Raw genomic sequence first — 15,794 nt, forward strand, 5'->3', positions numbered from 1 at the left:
CCCTCCCGCCGCGAGGCGGGAGGGAAGCGTCGTCGTCAGTGCACCTTGGCCCGGCCGATCTCGAGGCCGTCATCGCCAGCGTGCACTTCGATCACCGAGCCGTCGTCCAGGTCGCCCTGCAGCAGCTTGCGGGCGATGGGGTCGATCAGCTCCTTCTGGATCACCCGCTTGAGCGGCCGGGCCCCGTAGACGGGGTCGTAGCCGCGGTCGCCCAGCCAGTGCAGGGCGCCGTCGTCGAGCAAGAGCGCCATGCGGCGGTCCGCCAGCAGCTTCTCGACGCGCTGCAGCTGGATGCGGACGATGCCGTCCATCTCGGCGCGGCCCAGGCGCTTGAACAGGATGATCTCGTCGATCCGGTTCAGGAACTCCGGGCGGAAGTGGTGACGGACCACGTCCATGACCATCGGCCGGGCCTTGTCCACGTCCTCGCCGTCGGCCAGGGCGGCCAGGTGCTCCGACCCCAGGTTCGAGGTCATGATGATCAGAGTGTTGCGGAAGTCGACCGTCCGCCCCTGGCCGTCGGTCAGGCGGCCGTCGTCCAGCACCTGCAGCAGCACGTTGAACACGTCCGGGTGCGCCTTCTCGACCTCGTCGAACAGCACCACCTGGTAGGGCCGCCGGCGCACGCTTTCGGTCAGCGCCCCGCCCTCGTCGTAGCCGACGTAGCCGGGAGGCGCGCCGATCATCCGGCTGACCGAGTGCTTCTCCATGTACTCGCTCATGTCGAGGCGCGTGATCGCGTGCTCGTCGGCGAACATGAACTCGGCCAGCGACTTGGTGAGCTCGGTCTTGCCGACGCCGGTGGGGCCCAGGAACAGGAACGAGCCGATGGGCCGGTTCGGGTCCTGCAGGCCGGCCCGCGCGCGGCGTACGGCGTCGGAGACGGCGACCAGCGCCTCTTCCTGCCCGACCACGCGGCCGCGCAGGCTGTCCTCCATGCGCAGCAGCTTCTCGCGCTCGCCTTCCAGCATCTTTTCCACCGGCACGCCGGTCCAGCGGCTGACCACGGCGGCGATCTGCTCGGCGTCCACGACCTCTGGCGTCAGCTGCTCGTCCTGGCCCTCGGCGGCCTCGGCCTCGGCCAGGCGCTTCTCCAGCTGCGGGATCTCGCCGTAGGCGATCTCGGAGGCCCGCTGCAGGTCGCCCCGGCGCTGGGCCGCGGACAACTCGGCCTTCAGCCGGTCCAGGGCCTCCCGCGACTGGGCGGCCGAGCTGACCTTTTCCTTCTCGGCCCGCCAGCGGGCGGTCATCTCGGCGGACTGGCCCTCCAGATCGTCGAGTTCCTCTTCCAGCTTCTCCAGCCGGGCCTTGGAGGCGGCGTCCGTCTCCTTGGACAGCGCCTCCCGCTCGATCTTCAGCTGCACGACGCGGCGGTCGATCTCGTCCAGCTCCTCCGGCTTGGAGTCCACCGCCATCCGCACCCGGCTCGCGGCCTCGTCCACCAGGTCGATGGCCTTGTCCGGCAGGAAGCGGTCGGTGATGTAGCGGTTCGACAGGGTCGCGGCGGCCACGATGGCGCTGTCAGAGATTCGCACCCCGTGGTGGACCTCGTACTTCTCCTTTAGGCCGCGCAGGATCGAGACGGTGTCCTCCACCGTGGGCTCGTCCACCATCACGGGCTGGAAGCGGCGGGCGAGCGCGGCGTCCTTCTCCACGTGCTTGCGGTATTCGTCGAGGGTCGTTGCGCCCACGCAGTGCAGCTCGCCCCGCGCCAGGGCGGGCTTCAGCAGGTTCGAGGCGTCCATCGCCCCGTCCGACTTCCCGGCGCCGACCAGGGTGTGCATCTCGTCGATGAACAGGATGATCGACCCTTCGGCCGCCGTGACCTCGTTCAGCACGGCCTTCAGCCGCTCTTCGAACTCGCCGCGGTACTTCGCGCCGGCGATCAGGGCGCCCATGTCCAGCGACAGCAGCTTGCGTTCCTTCAGCGCCTCGGGGACGTCGCCGTTGACGATGCGCTGGGCTAGGCCCTCAACCACGGCGGTCTTGCCGACCCCAGGCTCGCCGATCAGAACAGGGTTGTTCTTGGTTCGGCGGCTCAGCACCTGGATCGTGCGGCGGATCTCCTCGTCGCGCCCGATCACCGGGTCCAGCTTGCCGTCCTTGGCGGCCTGGGTGAGGTCGCGGGCATACCGCTTCAGGGCGTCGTAGCCCTCCTCGGCCGACGCGCTGTCCGCGGTGCGGCCCTTGCGGACGGCGGTGGCGGCGTCTTCCAGCCCCTTGGGCGTGACGCCGGCGTCCTTCAGCAGCTTGGCCGCCTCGCCGCCTTCCTTGGCCAGGGCGATCAGCAACCGCTCTGTGGTGACGAAGGCGTCGCCGGCCGCCTTGGCGCCCTGCTCGGCCTCGGCGAACACGCGAGCCGTGTCGGGCTTCATGTAGAGCTGGCCCGAGCCGCCCTCGACCTTGGGGATGCGAGTGAACGCGGCGTCCAGCGCCTTGTCGACCTCGTCGGGCCGCCCGCCGGCGCTCTGGATCAGCGCGCGCGTCAGCCCGTCGCGCTCTTCCAGCAACACCTTCAGGATGTGCTCGGGCGCGAGTTGCTGGTGGCGGCGGGCGAGCGCGAGGCTCTGGGCCGACTGGATCGCCTGCTTGGCGCGGTCGGAATAGATGTCGATGTTCATTCAGGTCCCCTCGATAGGCGGAACTCGGCGACCGCCTCCAAGGAAGCACGGTCGCCGGCCAACCCGATGTAGTGTGGCATTGGGGCCACACAAGAGACCTTGAGCCGGATCAATCCGGCGGGTTGTGTTTCTCGACGAAGGCCATGGTGGCTTCCAGGGTCTGCAGGCGCGTCTCGCCGCGGGAGAGCCAGTGGTCCTCGCCCTTCTGGACGACCAGTTCGACAGACTTTCCCGCCCCACGCAGGGCGTCGGCCATGATCTGGCTCTGCTCGAGCGGAACCACGCTGTCGTCCTTGCCGTGGATGAGGAGGACCGGGATCGTCACCTTGTCGACGTGGGCCGCAGGCGAAATCTCGGCCAGGACCTTGCGGTCCTCCTCGGCGCCCATGAAGCGGGTCCAGTAGCGGAAGGCCGACGCGCCGCGCTTGGCCCTCGACCACGAAACGAACTTTCCAAGGTCCGACAGGCCGCCGAACGAGGCGGCGCAGCGATAGACGCCGGTGTCCAGGGCCGCGCCCGCGAGCGCCGCATAGCCGCCGTAGCTGGCGCCGACGATGCAGACCCGCTTCGGATCGATCCGTCCCTCCGAGGCGAGGTACTGGACGCCGTCCGAAAGGTCGGTCTGCATCTTGCGCCCCCACTGGCCATAGCCGGCTTCCAGCAGCGCATCGCCCAGGCCCTCCGAACCGCGGAAGTTCACCTGCAGCACCGCGTAGCCGCGCGAAGCCATGCCCTGGGCCCACCAGTCGAAGCCGGGCGTGTCGCGAGCCGCCGGCCCGCCGTGCGGAAAGACGATCAGAGGCAGGCGGCCCGTCTCGCGCCCCTTGGGCACGGTCAGGTAGCCGGTGAGTTCCAGCCCGTCGCGGGCCTTGAACCGGATCGGCGCCTGGCGCGCCACATCCGCCGCCTTCACCCCCATGTATTCCGGCCCCAGCCAAGTGGCCTGTCGCGTGTCGAGGTCGACGAGCGCATAGGCCGCCCCCTCGTCGGGCGAATCGACGCGGACGACAATCTTCTTGCGGTCGCCGGACCAGGATTCCAGCGAGACGATCGCGCCCGGAAACGCCGCCGTGACGGCCTTCCAGATCCGTTGATCCTGGGGGTTCAGGAACGTGTAGCGGCCCTCCTCGCCCACCAGGGCGTAGTGGCCCGAAAGGCGTCCGTCCTGGGGGTCGTAGAGGGCGCCCTGGCTACCCGAAACGGGGACAGGCGCCGCCGCCGGCGCGTTGTCGAGGCGTGCTTCCTTCCACACCAGCTTCTCGCCGTCGAGCGCCTCGTACAGGACCGATTTGCCGTCCGGCCCGAGACCCATCATCGACGGCGCGTCGAGCGGAGCCATGACGGCGATCGCCTCGCGCCAGCTCCCGTTGTCGGCCTTCAGCTTGATCGACCAGCGGCCGCTTCGGCGGTCATAGAGCTCCTGCGCCACCGGCTCGCCGTCGACGCCGACAACCCAGTCGCGCGTGTCGGGGCCGCCGACCTCCACGACCCGGCTGGTGGCCCGGTCCAGGTCGATGCGGAAGAGCGAGACGCGCCCCTCGTTGCTCACGAACTTGATGCCCTGGACGAAGACCGTCGGCTCGCCGTTGTAGGTCCGCACGACCGGCTGGCCGTAGATCGTGTTCATCGCGTACTCGGCGTCGCGCAGCAGCGGCAGGACCTTCTTCGTCTTCAGATCCATGCTGAAGCCCATCGCCCACTCGCGCTGGGTAGTGGTGACGTCCATGGGGTTGGCCGTCACCGTGGTGATAATCAGCAGGTGGCCATCCCCGGCCCACAGCACGCGACGCACCTTGGCCCGGCCGGTGCCGGCCCGCAGGGTCATCTGCTTGCTGGCCAGGTCCTGGACGACGATCAGCCGGTCCTCGCCGTCGGTCAGGACCAGGGCCACCGCATGGCCGCTGGGCGAGACCGAAGCGGCCTCGATCGTGGGAAGCTTCCCGTAGGCCGAGAGCGGAGCCGCCGCAGCGGTCCAGGACGCAAAGGTCGCCGCGAACGCAAGCGCGACAACGAAACGCGGAAAACGGATCACTGGACAGGCCCCCACCTGATGCAATCCGAGATTGCCAAGCGGGCGGTCGCGCCGCAAGCGCGCGTCAGTTGACTTCGGACTTCTTCAGCGGTTCGGGCGGCAGGGGCGCGACGGGGACGCCGTCTTCCATCAGGTCGCGGACCTCCTTGGGCGTGGCCTGGCCGTAGATGCCACGGTCCTCGGCGCGGCCCTCGTGGATCGCGCGGGCTTCCGAGGCGAAGGCGTCGCCCACGTCGTCGAAATTCTCCTCCACGTGCCGGCGGATGCGACCGGCGGCCTCCATCATCATCGCCTGGGCCTTGGCGGGCAGTTCCTCGCGGACCGTACGCTTGGTGCCGGCGACGGCCGGGGCCATGATCTGCTTGCGCACGGCCTTCGAGGCGCACAGCGGACATTCCAGCAGGCCGCGGCCCTGCTGGTCGTCGAAGTCCGTGGAGGAGCCGAACCAGCCCTCGAATTCGTGGTCGTGGTCGCAGGTGAGGGCGTAGCGGATCATCGTATCGACTAGGGACCTGTGAACGCCCGCGCGTTGGTCAGCGCGGGAATGGCCGTCCGCGCCTTGGCGGGCGCGTCGGGATCGAGGTCGGCCAGAAGCACGCCGGGCTCGTCATGGTCAAGTTTTGCAACGACTTTTCCCCAGGGCTCGACGACCAGCGACCGTCCCCAGGTGCCGCGGCCGTCCTCGTGAAATCCGCCCTGGGCGGGCGCCAGGATATAGCTTCCGGTCTCGATGGCCCGGGCGCGCATGAGGACCTCCCAATGCGCCTCGCCGGTGGGGCGGGTAAAGGCGGCCGGAACGGTGATGGCTGTGGCCCCGGCCAGCGCCAACGCGCGGTGCAGGGCTGGGAAGCGCAGATCGTAGCAGATGGTCAGGCCCAGCCTCATCCCGTCGACCTCCGCCACCACGGCCCGGTCGCCGGGCTCGTAGGTCGCCGATTCCCGCGCCGTCTCGCCGGTGGGCAGGTCCACGTCGAACATGTGCAGCTTGTCGTACTCGGCAGCGATCGAGCCATCCGGCCGGATCAGGATCTGGCGGTTGGCTGCCTTGCCATCTTCGCGCTTCACGAGGGCCGAGCCAATCGCGATCCAAACGTTCAGATCTTTCGCGGCTTGGCGAAGGCCACGCACGACCAGATCGTCGTAAAACTGCGTCAGCTGAGGCAGCAGGGCCTCGCGGTCCTTCTGCAGGATGTTCGTGCCTTCCGGCGTCACGATCAGCCGCGCGCCGCCGGCCGCGGCCTCGCGCACCAGCGGCAGCACATGGGCCAAGGCCGCGGCATGGCTCGCGGGCGTACGCGTCTGGATCAGGCCGACTTTCATCGCCGACCTATACCTCGGCTACGCCGCCTGGAGCAGCGGGTCGAGTTGGCCCGAGCGTTCGAGCGCCATCATGTCGTCGCAGCCGCCAATGTGGCGGTCGCCAACGAAGATCTGCGGGAACGTCGCCCGGCCGCCGGCGCGCTGGATCATCTCCTGGCGCTTCTCCGGGTCGAAGGCGGCCTCGATCTCGGTGAACGGAACGCCCTTCTGCTCCAGCAGCGACAGGGCGCGGACGCAGTAGGGGCAGAACGGCTTGGTGTAGATGGTGACGGGCTGGCTCATGGCGCTCTAACGAAACACGTCTCGGTTCAGCTTCATATGGTGAGTCCTGCCGCAGCCTGAACCCGCGCGACTACGGCCAAATCGACGCGGGCCGCGCCGGCGGCCTTGAGGGCCCGTGCGCAGCCTTCCGCGGTGGCGCCGGTGGTCAGAACATCATCGATCAGCAGGATCCTCAGGCCCTCGACCTGGCCTCGGCGTGCGGAGGGGACCTCGAAGGCCCCGGCGACGTTGCGTTTGCGGCCCGAACCGGACTTTCCGCCCTGGGTCGCGGTGGCGCGGCGACGGACCAGGGCGTCGGGCAGGTAGGGCGTGCCGGTCATGGCGGCCAGCGGCCGGGCGATCTCCGCGGCCTGGTTGTAGCGACGGCGAAGCAGGCGCAGCGGGTGCAGCGGCACCGGGGCGATGGCGTCCGCCTCCTCGATCAGCTCGCGCGCCGTCCGCGACAGCCAGCGGGCGAACAGCGGCGCCAGGTCGAGCCGGTCGGCATGCTTGAGCTGCAGGATCGGGTTTCGCGATGTCTCGTCGTAGAGGCACGCCGCCCGCGCCGCGTCGAACGCCCGCGGCTTGGCGAGGCACGCGGCGCATCGCGCCCCCGGATCGAATTCGAACGGCGCGCCGCAGCCGTCGCACACCGGACCGTCCAGGAACCGGATGCGGCTCCAGGCGTCGGCGGAGAACCCACCCGCCAGGGGGCGCGGCCCACCGTCCAGGGTCTGGGGCGGGAACAGCATGTCCAGGGTCACGCGCCAGGCCGCCTGAACTCTAGGCTTCCAACTGGCGGCGAAATCGCCATCTTCCGCGCTCAATGCCCGCCCCCCCGCGCCTCTTCGACCGCGTCCTGCACCGCAAACGCCTGGACCGGGCGGCCCCGGGGTTTGCCAACGCAGACTTCCTGCAGCGCCGGGCGGCCTATGACGTGGCCGAGCGCCTGACGCCCATCCTGCGCACTTTCAGCTTGGCCGTCGACCTCTCGGCGCGCAGTGGCGCCTTCGCCCAAGCCCTGGAGGAGGAGGCGCCGGGCCGGGTCGAGACCCTGCTCGAGGCCGATCTGTCCCACCGGATGCTGGCCGGCCGCGGCGGCCTGCGCGTCGTCGCCGACGAGGAGCGGCTGCCCTTCGCCGACGGCAGCCTGGACCTGGTCGTCTCCACCCTGGGCCTGCACTGGACCAACGATGTCGTGGGGGCCTTGATCCAGATCCGCCGCGCGCTGAAGCCGGACGGCCTGTTCATCGGCGCCTTCCTGGGCGGGACGACCCTGACCGAACTGCGCCAAGCCCTGGTGGCCGCCGAGAGCGAGATCCTGGGCGGCGCCGGCAGCCGCGTCTCGCCTTTCGCCGATGCGCAGGACGCGGCCAACCTGCTGCAACGGGCCGGGTTCGTGCAGCCGGTCAGCGACGTCGACACCGTGACGGTGCGCTACGAGCATCCGCTGAAGCTGCTCGCCGACCTGCGCCAGATGGGCGAGACCAGCGTGCTGGCCGACCGGCACCCCAGGCCCCTGACCCGAACCCTGCTCCACCGGACCTTCCAGATCTACGCCGAGCGGTTCGGCGGTGACGACGGCCGCGTGCCGGCGACCTTTGAGATCCTGACCCTCACGGGCTGGGCGCCGGCCATCACGCCGGCTGGGTAAGATTCCGTCAACCATCCGGCCCCGACACTGCGCGCGGGGGGCTCCTCACCGCGGGGGTCCAGACGATGGCGAACAAACTCAAGCTTCTAGCCCTGGCCGCCACGGTGGCGCTGGCGGGCTGCGCGACCGGATCGGCGCCGCAGAAGGGGCCGCCCCCGAAGAAGGGGCCCGATATCGGCGTGGACGGCGCCCTGGCCAGCCGCGCCAGCGCCTTCGAGGCCTATACCCGCAAGGCCACCGCGATCGACGCGTCGTTCTCAGGCCCCGGCCAGATCGCCGAGCGCCTCCGAACGGCCGCGGGTTACGAACCCAAGGAGCTGGAGGCCGGCATGATCGCCTATGCCGCCCTCGCCGCAATGCAGGAGCCCGCCTTCGTGGCCGGGGTTAAGGCCAAGGGCCGCGACATCTCCCGCCGGCTGGCGACCGATCCGGCCGCGGCCCTCGACCTGCCCGGCGGACAGGCGGCGGCTCAACGCGCCAATGCGGCCCTGGCGCGGCGTGGCGAGGCCCTGGCCGACGCCGGCGCCCGCGTGAAGAAGACGTCCTACACCATCCAGCATCAGGCCTGGTCGCGGGCGCGCCTCACCAACGGTCCGCAACGGCTGGCCGCCGTGAAGCAGGCCGCCGGCTACAGGCCCGAGGCGGCCGACCGGGCCCGCCTCACCGCAGCGATCTCGGAAGGCGGGCGTCGCGGCGGCGCGAGTCCCGTGGTGGCGCGCGGCGTGGCCCTGGCCGCGCTGACGGTGCTGGGCCAGGACGCGGCGGGCCGTCCGCTGCTGAGCGAGATGAAGAGCGGCCAGTGCCTGCGCACGGCCAAGCTCAACTACCACCAGTGTCTGGCGGCGGCGGGAACCCACTACGAGGACATCTATTGCCTGGGCGTCCACGCCATGCGCGACCCCGGCCAGTGCGTGGTCGAGGCGACGAAGCCGGCGAAGACGATGCGGCGGGCCTCGTTGGACTGAGCCGCGGCCTCACGCCGCCAGCCGGGCTTCCACCGAGCAGAGCACGCCCTCGCGCCGGAACTCGATCCGGACCGAGCCTTTCAGTTCCTCGGCGAGGCCCTGTTCGAGCAGGCGCGCGCCGAACCCGCGGCGGATCGGCCCCTCCACCGGCGGGCCGCCGGTCTCGCACCAGGTGAAGTGCAGCAACCCGCCGTTTGTCGTCCAGCGCACCTCCACACGCCCGCCGGGCACGGACAGGGCGCCGTACTTCACCGCGTTGGTGGCGAGTTCGTGGGTCGCCAGCGCCAGGGCCACCGCGGTCTTCGGCTCCAGGTTCACGGGCGGCCCGCTCACGGTCATCCGCCCGCCGCCCGGATCCTGCGGCGCCACGGCCTCGGTCACGATCTGGGCGATCGAACCGCCCTCCCAGTTGCGCCGGGTCAGGACGTCGTGCGCGCCCGCCAGGGCGGCGAGCCGACCTTCGAACGCCTCGCGGGCGGGCGTCGACATGCCACCCGAGCGGAACGACTGCCAGGCGATGCCCTGCACGATGGCCAGCGTGTTCTTCACCCGATGGTTCAGCTCGTTGATGAGCAGGCGTTGGTGCTGCTCGGCCATCTTGCGTTCGGTGATGTCCAGGTTGGTCCCGACGACGCGCACCGGCTGCCCATCCGGGCCGAAGACGAACCGGGCTGCGCCCTCGATCCAGCGGATCGTGCCGTCGTCGCGGACGATGCGGAACTCGTTGTGGATCACCTCCTGGCCCGCCGCCGCCGCCGCGGCCGCTTCGGCGTCGATGCGGACTAGATCCTCGGGAACGACGCGCCGGCGAAAATGGTCCGTATGGCCCTCGAAGCCGCACCGCGGCAGGCCGAAGATCGCCTCCATCTCGCCGGACCAGGTCGCCGCCCCGCTGCGCACGTCCCAGTCGAAGATGCCCACGGCGTGGGCGGCGACCGCCATGTCGAGGCGTTCGCGGCTCTCGCGCATGGCTTGTTCGGCCAGCACGCGTTCGGTGACGTCGAAGTTGGTGCCGACGATCCGCTGCGGCGCGCCGTCCGGCGCGTAGACCACGCGCGCAACGCCCTCGATCCAGCGGATCTCCCCGTCGGTCCGCCGGATGCGGAAGTTGAACCCGATCAGGTCGCGTCCCGCGGCCAGGGCCGTTTGGGTCTCGGCCTGCGCCCGCGGCAGGTCCTCGGGCAGCACCCGGCTCTGGAAGTCCTCGGCCGTGCCTTTGAACGCGCCAGGCTCCAGGCCGAAAATGATCTCCAGTTCGCGGCTCCAGACGATCCGGCCGCTGGGCACGTGCCAGTCGAAGATGCCGATGTTGTGCGCGCCGACGGCCAGATCCAGGCGCTCCTGACTCTCGCGCATGGCCTCCTCGGCCTGCGCCCGCTCGGTGACATCCACCAGCGACACGCCGATCCCGTCGTCGCCCAGCGGCGCGACGCGGAAATCGACGACGCGGTCGGGCCTGATCTGCGACGGTCCGACCAGGCGGCCGGCCTGTCCCTCATGCATGGCGCGATCGAGATAGGGCGCGAACGGCGAAGTCCGACCGTCCGGATAGAGGTCCCACAACGACCGCCCCTGGATCTCGCTGCGCGGACGGCCGAAGAACGCCTCGGCGGCGTCATTGAACATGACCATCCGCCACTCGCGGTCGAGAACGTAGTAGACGTCGCCTATGCTGTTCACGAGCGCAGCAAGGCGGGCGTCGATTTCGAAGCTTGGCTTGGTTTTCCTCACGGTTTTCCGACGCCTCGACGACGTTCTATCACGAAGCCATAGCGCAAAGCCTGCGTCACAACGCAACACCGCGTTCGCTGAACACCCGCGGAGTCAGGGTTCCGGCGTCCACATCCCGACCCGCCCCTTGCCGCCGGCGGCCACGCAGACTCCAGCGCGGCAGGCGATGGCGTGGAAGGCTTCCTGATCGACCTGGCGCCAAGTCTTGCCGCCATCGGCGCTGACTGAGGTGCCGCGCGGGCCGACGGCGATCAGGGTCTTGGCGTCGAGGCGGCCGACGCCTTCCAGCAGGCGCGGCGTTCCGACGTGGGGCGCGAGGGTCCAGGCGTCGCCGGCGCCCACGGCGATGGAAGGACCAGCGGCCAGCTCATCCTTGTAGTCGCCACCCACCACCACAGCGCGGCCGGCGGCGAGCGCGAGGCCGCCGAAGAGGCCGGCGGTCTGGCTGGCGGGCAACGGGCTCTGCGCCACGGCCCAGGTCCGACCCTCGTCCTTCGAACGGTGGACGCGGCCCCGGGCCAGGCCGCCGGAGACGATCCAGATGTCCGAGCGGCCGCCCAGGAACAGGGCGGAGTTGCTGGCGGCGAAGGCGGCCTCGCCCGGCTGGACGGGCGGACCCTCGATGGGCGCCCACGTCTTTCCGCCATCCCGGGTGCGCAGCAGGAACCAGCGGCCGTCGATGGGATCGCCCAGGACGAAGCCGTCTCCCGCGTCGCGGAAGGCGATGGTGTCGAGGAAGCTGCCCGGCAGGCGGGTCTCGAAGGCCAGCGACCAGGTGCGCCCGGCGTCGTCGGTGCGGAACAGCTTCGCCTGACCGGCCGGCCCGTCGCCGGCGCTCATCAGCACGGCGGTCCGGTCATCGAGGGCCGCCACACCCCGGAAATCCAAGGCCTCGCCGCCCGGCGGCGTCGCCAGACGCCAGGCGCCGCCGCCGTCCTCGGTGACGGCGTAGGTCCCTTTGGAGCCGGACACCTGGAACCGGCCGGCCGAGACCACCGCGACGGCGCGCAGGGTGACGTCGTCCTTCGGGAACGGCAGCATTTTCCAGGCGGCCCAGGCCGGGGCTGGCGCCAGCGCCGCCGCCACGGCCAGGAGCGTTCGCAACATGTCTCAGTCCCCCAGCAGGTGCAGCGCCACCTCGCGCCGGTGCGGGCGGCGGCGGTGTTCGAACAGATAGATCCCCTGCCACGTCCCCAGGGCCAGCCGGCCGTCGATCAGGGGGATCGAGAGCTGCACGCCGGTCAGCACCGCCCGCAGGTGCGCCGGCATGTCGTCGGGGCCCTCGTCCTGGTGCCGATAGGCGGCGCTCTCGGGCGCGACGGCGGCCACCCAGTCCTCCAGGTCGCGGCGGACGTCGGGGTCGGCGTTCTCCTGGATGGTGAGGGACGCGGACGTGTGGCGGCAGAAGAGGGTCAGCAGGCCGGTGGCGAACCCCTGTCCGTGCGCCCAGCCGCAGACCTCGGGGGTGATCTCGTGCAGGCCCTGGCCCGGCGTCTGGAGCGCGAGCGTCCGGGCCGCCTGGCGCATCAGATCAGGTCCCGCAGCCACGCCACCAGCGGCCCGTCCGCCGGCGGCATGGGGTAGCTGTCCATATCGATGGGCCGGATCCAGGCCATGGCCTTGTGCTCGCGGTTGGTGACCCGCCCCTCCCACCGCCGCACCAGGTAGAGCGGCATCAGCAGGTGGAAGCTCTCGTACTCGTGGCTCGCGAAGACGAAAGGCGCCAGGCAGGCATGGCTGACCCGGATCCCCAGCTCTTCCTCCAGTTCGCGGATCAGGCAGGCCTCGGGCGTCTCGCCCGCCTCCACCTTGCCGCCGGGAAACTCCCACAAGCCGGCCAGCTGCTTGCCCTCCGGTCGCTGGCAGAGCAGCACCCGCCCGTCCACGTCGACCAGCGCCGCCGCGGCGACCAACACCATGCGCTTCGCCGTCATGGCGCAGCCTGAGCGACGAGCGGCGCGCGCCGGTTCAAGCCTTCCGGCGGCTTCTCCGCCGGCGCCCAGCCGTACGCGCTGCCCATGGCGGCAACGACTTCGCGGGCCAGCCGCCAGCCCCCGCTTCCGTTGGTCATGACAACGACGCCCTGCCGCGATCCGTCCAGGAACGCGAACGAATGGCACTGGAAGCCCTCATTCCCGCCGCTGTGCTGGATGGCGAGGCGCTGGCCGCGCGGCTCGACAATCATGCCCAGGCCGTAGCCGCTCAGGACTGGCGTCAGCATGGCCCGAGCCGAGGCCCGATCGAGGATCGCGCGCGGTTCGCCTAAATGGGCTCTCTGCAATGCGATCAGGAAGCGCCCATAGTCGGATGGCGTGGTCCAGAGGCCGGCGGCCGCATACTCCGGGTAGGTGTGGCGCGCGCCCGGAATGACCGCGCCTCTGGGATCGTGCGCGCTGGCCGCCTTCTGGACGAGGGCCTGCGGCAACGGCTGCACGAAGGTCGAGCTGCGCATCCCGGCCGGCCGCAGGATCAGCCGCTCCAGCAGCTTCGGGAAGGGCTGCCCACCCGCCTCGGTCATGAGCAGTTGCGCCACGGTGTAGCCGCCGCCGGAATAGGCATAGCCCTGCCCGGGCGGCTCGAACGATCGAACGGCCGGCGTATTGGCCGGCGGCTTGCCGTCCAGCATCTGCACGTCGCTGGGTATCGGCTTGCCGGCCGCATATCCCGGGAAGCCGCTGACGGTCAGCCCGGCGGTGTGACTGAGTAGGCGGCGCAAGGTCACCTTCTCGGCGGCGGTATGGGGGCTCGCGGGGACCTGCCAGGTCTTGAGCCGCGCATTCACATCGCCGTCGAGATCGAGCCGCCCCTGCTCCACGAGGCGCAGCGCCCCCGCCGCGGCCACTGCCTTGCTCATCGAGGCGGCCTGGAACAGCGTGTCGGGCGTCACAGGCCGGCCGTCGGAGGCGTCGGCTACGCCGTAGGTCCGGGTCCATTTCACCTTGCCGTCCTCGATGAAGGCGACGCTGACACCGGGGACCTTCAGCTCCGCCATCCGGGCGGCCAGGGTCTTGCCCTCGGTGGAGCCGACCGGCGTGATGCGGCTTTCGACGGCGGCGATGGCGGCGAGATCCGTCGCGGACGGCGCCGCGAACGCGCCGCCGGCCAGAAGCCAGGCCGCCGCGACGATGCTCGTCAGGAACCGCATCCCATCCCCCTGCCGGACCACCGGATTCGCCTAGTCGAAGGCTTCCCACGCCCTGCGGCCAAAAGGCAACTCCTGGCGGTCTTCGTCCCCCGGGGGTTGACTTCACTGTCGCAAAGCCCGATGTGCCCCCTGCGCTCTTTCGGGGCGCTATCTGCGTTCCAGCCGCGTGGGGCCTCCTTGGGGGCTCAGCCTGTCGAGCGCCGTGAGGCTTTCTCACCCGACGCGCCCATCACGCGGGGCGCTTCTCCAAAGACCGGCGCCAGGCGATCCACGGAAGACCCGTGACGGTCGTGTTCGGCGCATACGCGAAAGAATATCTTTTGACCCAATTCACTGACCTTGGCCTGGCCAAGCCGCTGCTCAAGGCGCTGGCCGACGAGGGCTACACCCAGCCGACGCCGATCCAGGCGCAGGCCATCCCCGGCGTCATGACCGGCCGCGACCTGCTGGGCATCGCCCAGACCGGCACCGGCAAGACCGCCGCCTTCGCCCTGCCGATCCTGCATCGCCTGGCCGAGAACAAGAAGCCCGCCCCGCGCCGCAGCGCCCGGGTGCTCGTGCTCGCCCCCACCCGCGAACTCGCCACCCAGATCGGCGAGAGCTTCAAGTCGTACGGCAAGCACATGGGCGTCTCCGTCGCCGTGGTGTTCGGCGGCGTGAAGTACGGCGGCCAGATGCGGGCCCTGGCGCCCGGCGTCGACATCCTGGTGGCCACCCCCGGCCGCCTGCTAGATCACCTGGGCGAGAAGTCGATCACCCTGGAAGGCGTCGAGATCCTGGTTCTCGACGAGGCCGACCAGATGCTGGACATGGGCTTCATCGTCCCGATCCGGAAGATCGTGAAGTTCCTGCCCAAGGCCCCGCGCCAGAACCTGTTCTTCTCGGCCACCATGCCCGCCGAGATCGAGAAGCTCTCGGGCGAGATCCTGAACCCCAACCCGCTGAAGGTCTCGGTGACCCCGCAGGCCACCACCGTCGAGCGTATCAACCAGCGCGTCCTGTTCGTGGAGCAGTCGCGCAAGCGCGCCCTGCTGAGCGAGTTGTTCGACGACGGCGGCTTCAAGCGCGTGATCGTCTTCACCCGCACCAAGCGCGGCGCCGACCGCGTGGCCCGTGGCCTGGAGCAGGCCGGCGTGGAAGCCGTCTCGATCCACGGCGACAAGAGCCAGGGCCAGCGCGAGCGCGCCCTGGCCGCCTTCAAGGCCGGTGAGGTCCGCGCCCTGGTGGCCACCGACATCGCCGCCCGCGGCATCGACATCGACGCGGTCAGCCACGTGGTCCAGTACGAGCTGCCGAACGTGCCGGAAGCCTATGTCCACCGGATCGGCCGGACGGCCCGCGCCGGCGCGGACGGTTCGGCCGTGGCGTTCTGCGCCGACGACGAGCGCAACCTGCTGAAGGACATCGAAAAGGTGACGCGCCAGCGGATCCCCTCGTTCGATCGTCGCAACGACAAGCACCTGGGCGCGGCCACTGCGGCCATGCCCGACGTGGGCGGCAAGCCCGAGCGTCCCGATACCCGCGGCTCGGCGCAGCCGCACCGCGGCCAGCACCAGGCCAAGCGCAACCGCAACCACGGCGGGGGCGGCCAGGGCGGCCATCGCCACGAGGGCGCGCCCGCGCGTCCGGCCGGCGACAAGCCCGCCTTCAAGGGCCCGAGCCGCAGCGGTGGTCGCGGTCGCGGCGCCGGTGGCCGCAGCAGTGGCGGCGGCGCCCGCTCGTCCGGGTCGACCGGGGTCTGGTCGAACCGCTAGGGCGCGACTAACAACGGGGCGGGCGGACTGATCCGCCCGCCCTTTTCTTTCGGGTCATGCCGCCGACGCTCCGCGCCACCACCGCAGCCGCCCTCGGCGTCGTCCGGCGCTTCCCACCCGTGCATTGGGTGGTGCACCAGGCAGCCCTGCAGATCATCAAGACGCCGTGGGGCGAGCGCTTCGTGCGCGGCGTGGTCGGGCCCCAGGCCCAGACGGACAAGGAATACCGGGCCTGGATCCAGGCGCACGACACGTTGTCCGATGAGGACCGCGACGCGATCCGCCATCACATCGCGGGCTTTCGCCGCCGG

15 protein-coding genes are annotated in these 15,794 nt (G+C 70.6%); 4 read left to right on the forward strand and 11 right to left on the reverse strand.

All coding sequences use genetic code 11. The annotated features are described in order from the left end of the window. Window positions 1-35 precede the first annotated feature (35 nt). From clpB to AX721_RS17195, 6 genes are all read right to left on the reverse strand, one after another. Window positions 36-2,621 (reverse strand): ATP-dependent chaperone ClpB, encoded by a 2,586-nt coding sequence (clpB, locus tag AX721_RS17170; protein WP_068877209.1) that lies wholly within the window; start codon window positions 2,619-2,621, stop codon window positions 36-38. A 109-nt stretch (window positions 2,622-2,730) separates the two neighbouring features. After that, entirely contained in the window at window positions 2,731-4,653 is a 1,923-nt protein-coding gene (locus tag AX721_RS17175; protein WP_231733153.1) for a S9 family peptidase, read from the reverse strand. A 64-nt stretch (window positions 4,654-4,717) separates the two neighbouring features. Further along, the gene (locus AX721_RS17180) at window positions 4,718-5,149 is read right to left on the reverse strand and encodes a DUF1178 family protein (RefSeq protein WP_068877210.1); all 432 of its coding nucleotides are present in this window, start codon (window positions 5,147-5,149) and stop codon (window positions 4,718-4,720) included. A gap of 8 nt (window positions 5,150-5,157) precedes the next feature. Next, window positions 5,158-5,973 carry a carbon-nitrogen hydrolase family protein gene (locus AX721_RS17185; RefSeq protein ID WP_068877211.1) on the reverse strand — a complete coding sequence of 272 codons (816 nt, stop codon included), beginning with the start codon at window positions 5,971-5,973 and terminating at the stop codon, window positions 5,158-5,160. Between the two features lie 18 nt (window positions 5,974-5,991). Beyond that, window positions 5,992-6,255 carry a glutaredoxin 3 gene (gene grxC, locus AX721_RS17190; RefSeq protein ID WP_068877212.1) on the reverse strand — a complete coding sequence of 88 codons (264 nt, stop codon included), beginning with the start codon at window positions 6,253-6,255 and terminating at the stop codon, window positions 5,992-5,994. Window positions 6,256-6,287: 32 nt separating this feature from the next. After that, window positions 6,288-7,061: a ComF family protein gene (locus tag AX721_RS17195; protein WP_068877213.1), complete on the reverse strand. Its 774-nt coding sequence runs from the start codon at window positions 7,059-7,061 to the stop codon at window positions 6,288-6,290. Between AX721_RS17195 and AX721_RS17200 the strand changes: the two genes are divergently transcribed. Then, window positions 7,061-7,888 carry a methyltransferase domain-containing protein gene (locus AX721_RS17200; protein ID WP_068877214.1) on the forward strand — a complete coding sequence of 276 codons (828 nt, stop codon included), beginning with the start codon at window positions 7,061-7,063 and terminating at the stop codon, window positions 7,886-7,888. The two genes, AX721_RS17195 and AX721_RS17200, sit on opposite strands and share 1 nt — an antisense overlap. A gap of 65 nt (window positions 7,889-7,953) precedes the next feature. Beyond that, window positions 7,954-8,853 carry a hypothetical protein gene (locus tag AX721_RS17205; protein WP_068877215.1) on the forward strand — a complete coding sequence of 300 codons (900 nt, stop codon included), beginning with the start codon at window positions 7,954-7,956 and terminating at the stop codon, window positions 8,851-8,853. 9 nt (window positions 8,854-8,862) lie between these two features. On the opposite strand, the gene AX721_RS17210 is transcribed toward AX721_RS17205, so the two are convergent. The 5 genes from AX721_RS17210 to AX721_RS17230 all read right to left on the reverse strand — a co-directional run bounded on the left by AX721_RS17210 (window position 8,863) and on the right by AX721_RS17230 (window position 13,729). Next, window positions 8,863-10,584, reverse strand: a complete 1,722-nt coding sequence (locus tag AX721_RS17210) for a PAS domain-containing protein (RefSeq protein ID WP_068877216.1) — start codon at window positions 10,582-10,584, stop codon at window positions 8,863-8,865. A 93-nt stretch (window positions 10,585-10,677) separates the two neighbouring features. After that, window positions 10,678-11,691 carry a hypothetical protein gene (locus AX721_RS17215; RefSeq protein ID WP_068877217.1) on the reverse strand — a complete coding sequence of 338 codons (1,014 nt, stop codon included), beginning with the start codon at window positions 11,689-11,691 and terminating at the stop codon, window positions 10,678-10,680. A 3-nt stretch (window positions 11,692-11,694) separates the two neighbouring features. After that, window positions 11,695-12,111, reverse strand: coding sequence for a secondary thiamine-phosphate synthase enzyme YjbQ (locus AX721_RS17220; RefSeq protein ID WP_068877218.1), 417 nt, complete (start codon window positions 12,109-12,111; stop codon window positions 11,695-11,697). Further along, on the reverse strand, window positions 12,111-12,518 hold the full coding sequence (mutT, locus tag AX721_RS17225; RefSeq protein WP_068877219.1) for an 8-oxo-dGTP diphosphatase MutT: 408 nt from the start codon (window positions 12,516-12,518) through the stop codon (window positions 12,111-12,113). Before mutT ends, AX721_RS17220 begins: the two co-directional genes overlap by 1 nt. Continuing rightward, window positions 12,515-13,729 (reverse strand): serine hydrolase, encoded by a 1,215-nt coding sequence (locus AX721_RS17230; protein WP_068877220.1) that lies wholly within the window; start codon window positions 13,727-13,729, stop codon window positions 12,515-12,517. Before AX721_RS17230 ends, mutT begins: the two co-directional genes overlap by 4 nt. Window positions 13,730-14,049: 320 nt before the next feature. Here AX721_RS17230 and AX721_RS17235 point away from each other — a divergent pair, with 320 nt between their 5' ends. Together AX721_RS17235 and AX721_RS17240 are read left to right on the forward strand one after the other, a co-directional pair. Continuing rightward, window positions 14,050-15,483, forward strand: coding sequence for a DEAD/DEAH box helicase (locus tag AX721_RS17235; RefSeq protein WP_068877225.1), 1,434 nt, complete (start codon window positions 14,050-14,052; stop codon window positions 15,481-15,483). A gap of 56 nt (window positions 15,484-15,539) precedes the next feature. Continuing rightward, window positions 15,540-15,794: hypothetical protein (locus AX721_RS17240; RefSeq protein WP_156467216.1), on the forward strand; the 255-nt coding region annotated here is incomplete at its 3' end.

It is taken from the genome of Phenylobacterium sp. CCH9-H3 (assembly GCF_001557235.1).
Classification (GTDB): Bacteria; Pseudomonadota; Alphaproteobacteria; order Caulobacterales; family Caulobacteraceae; genus Phenylobacterium.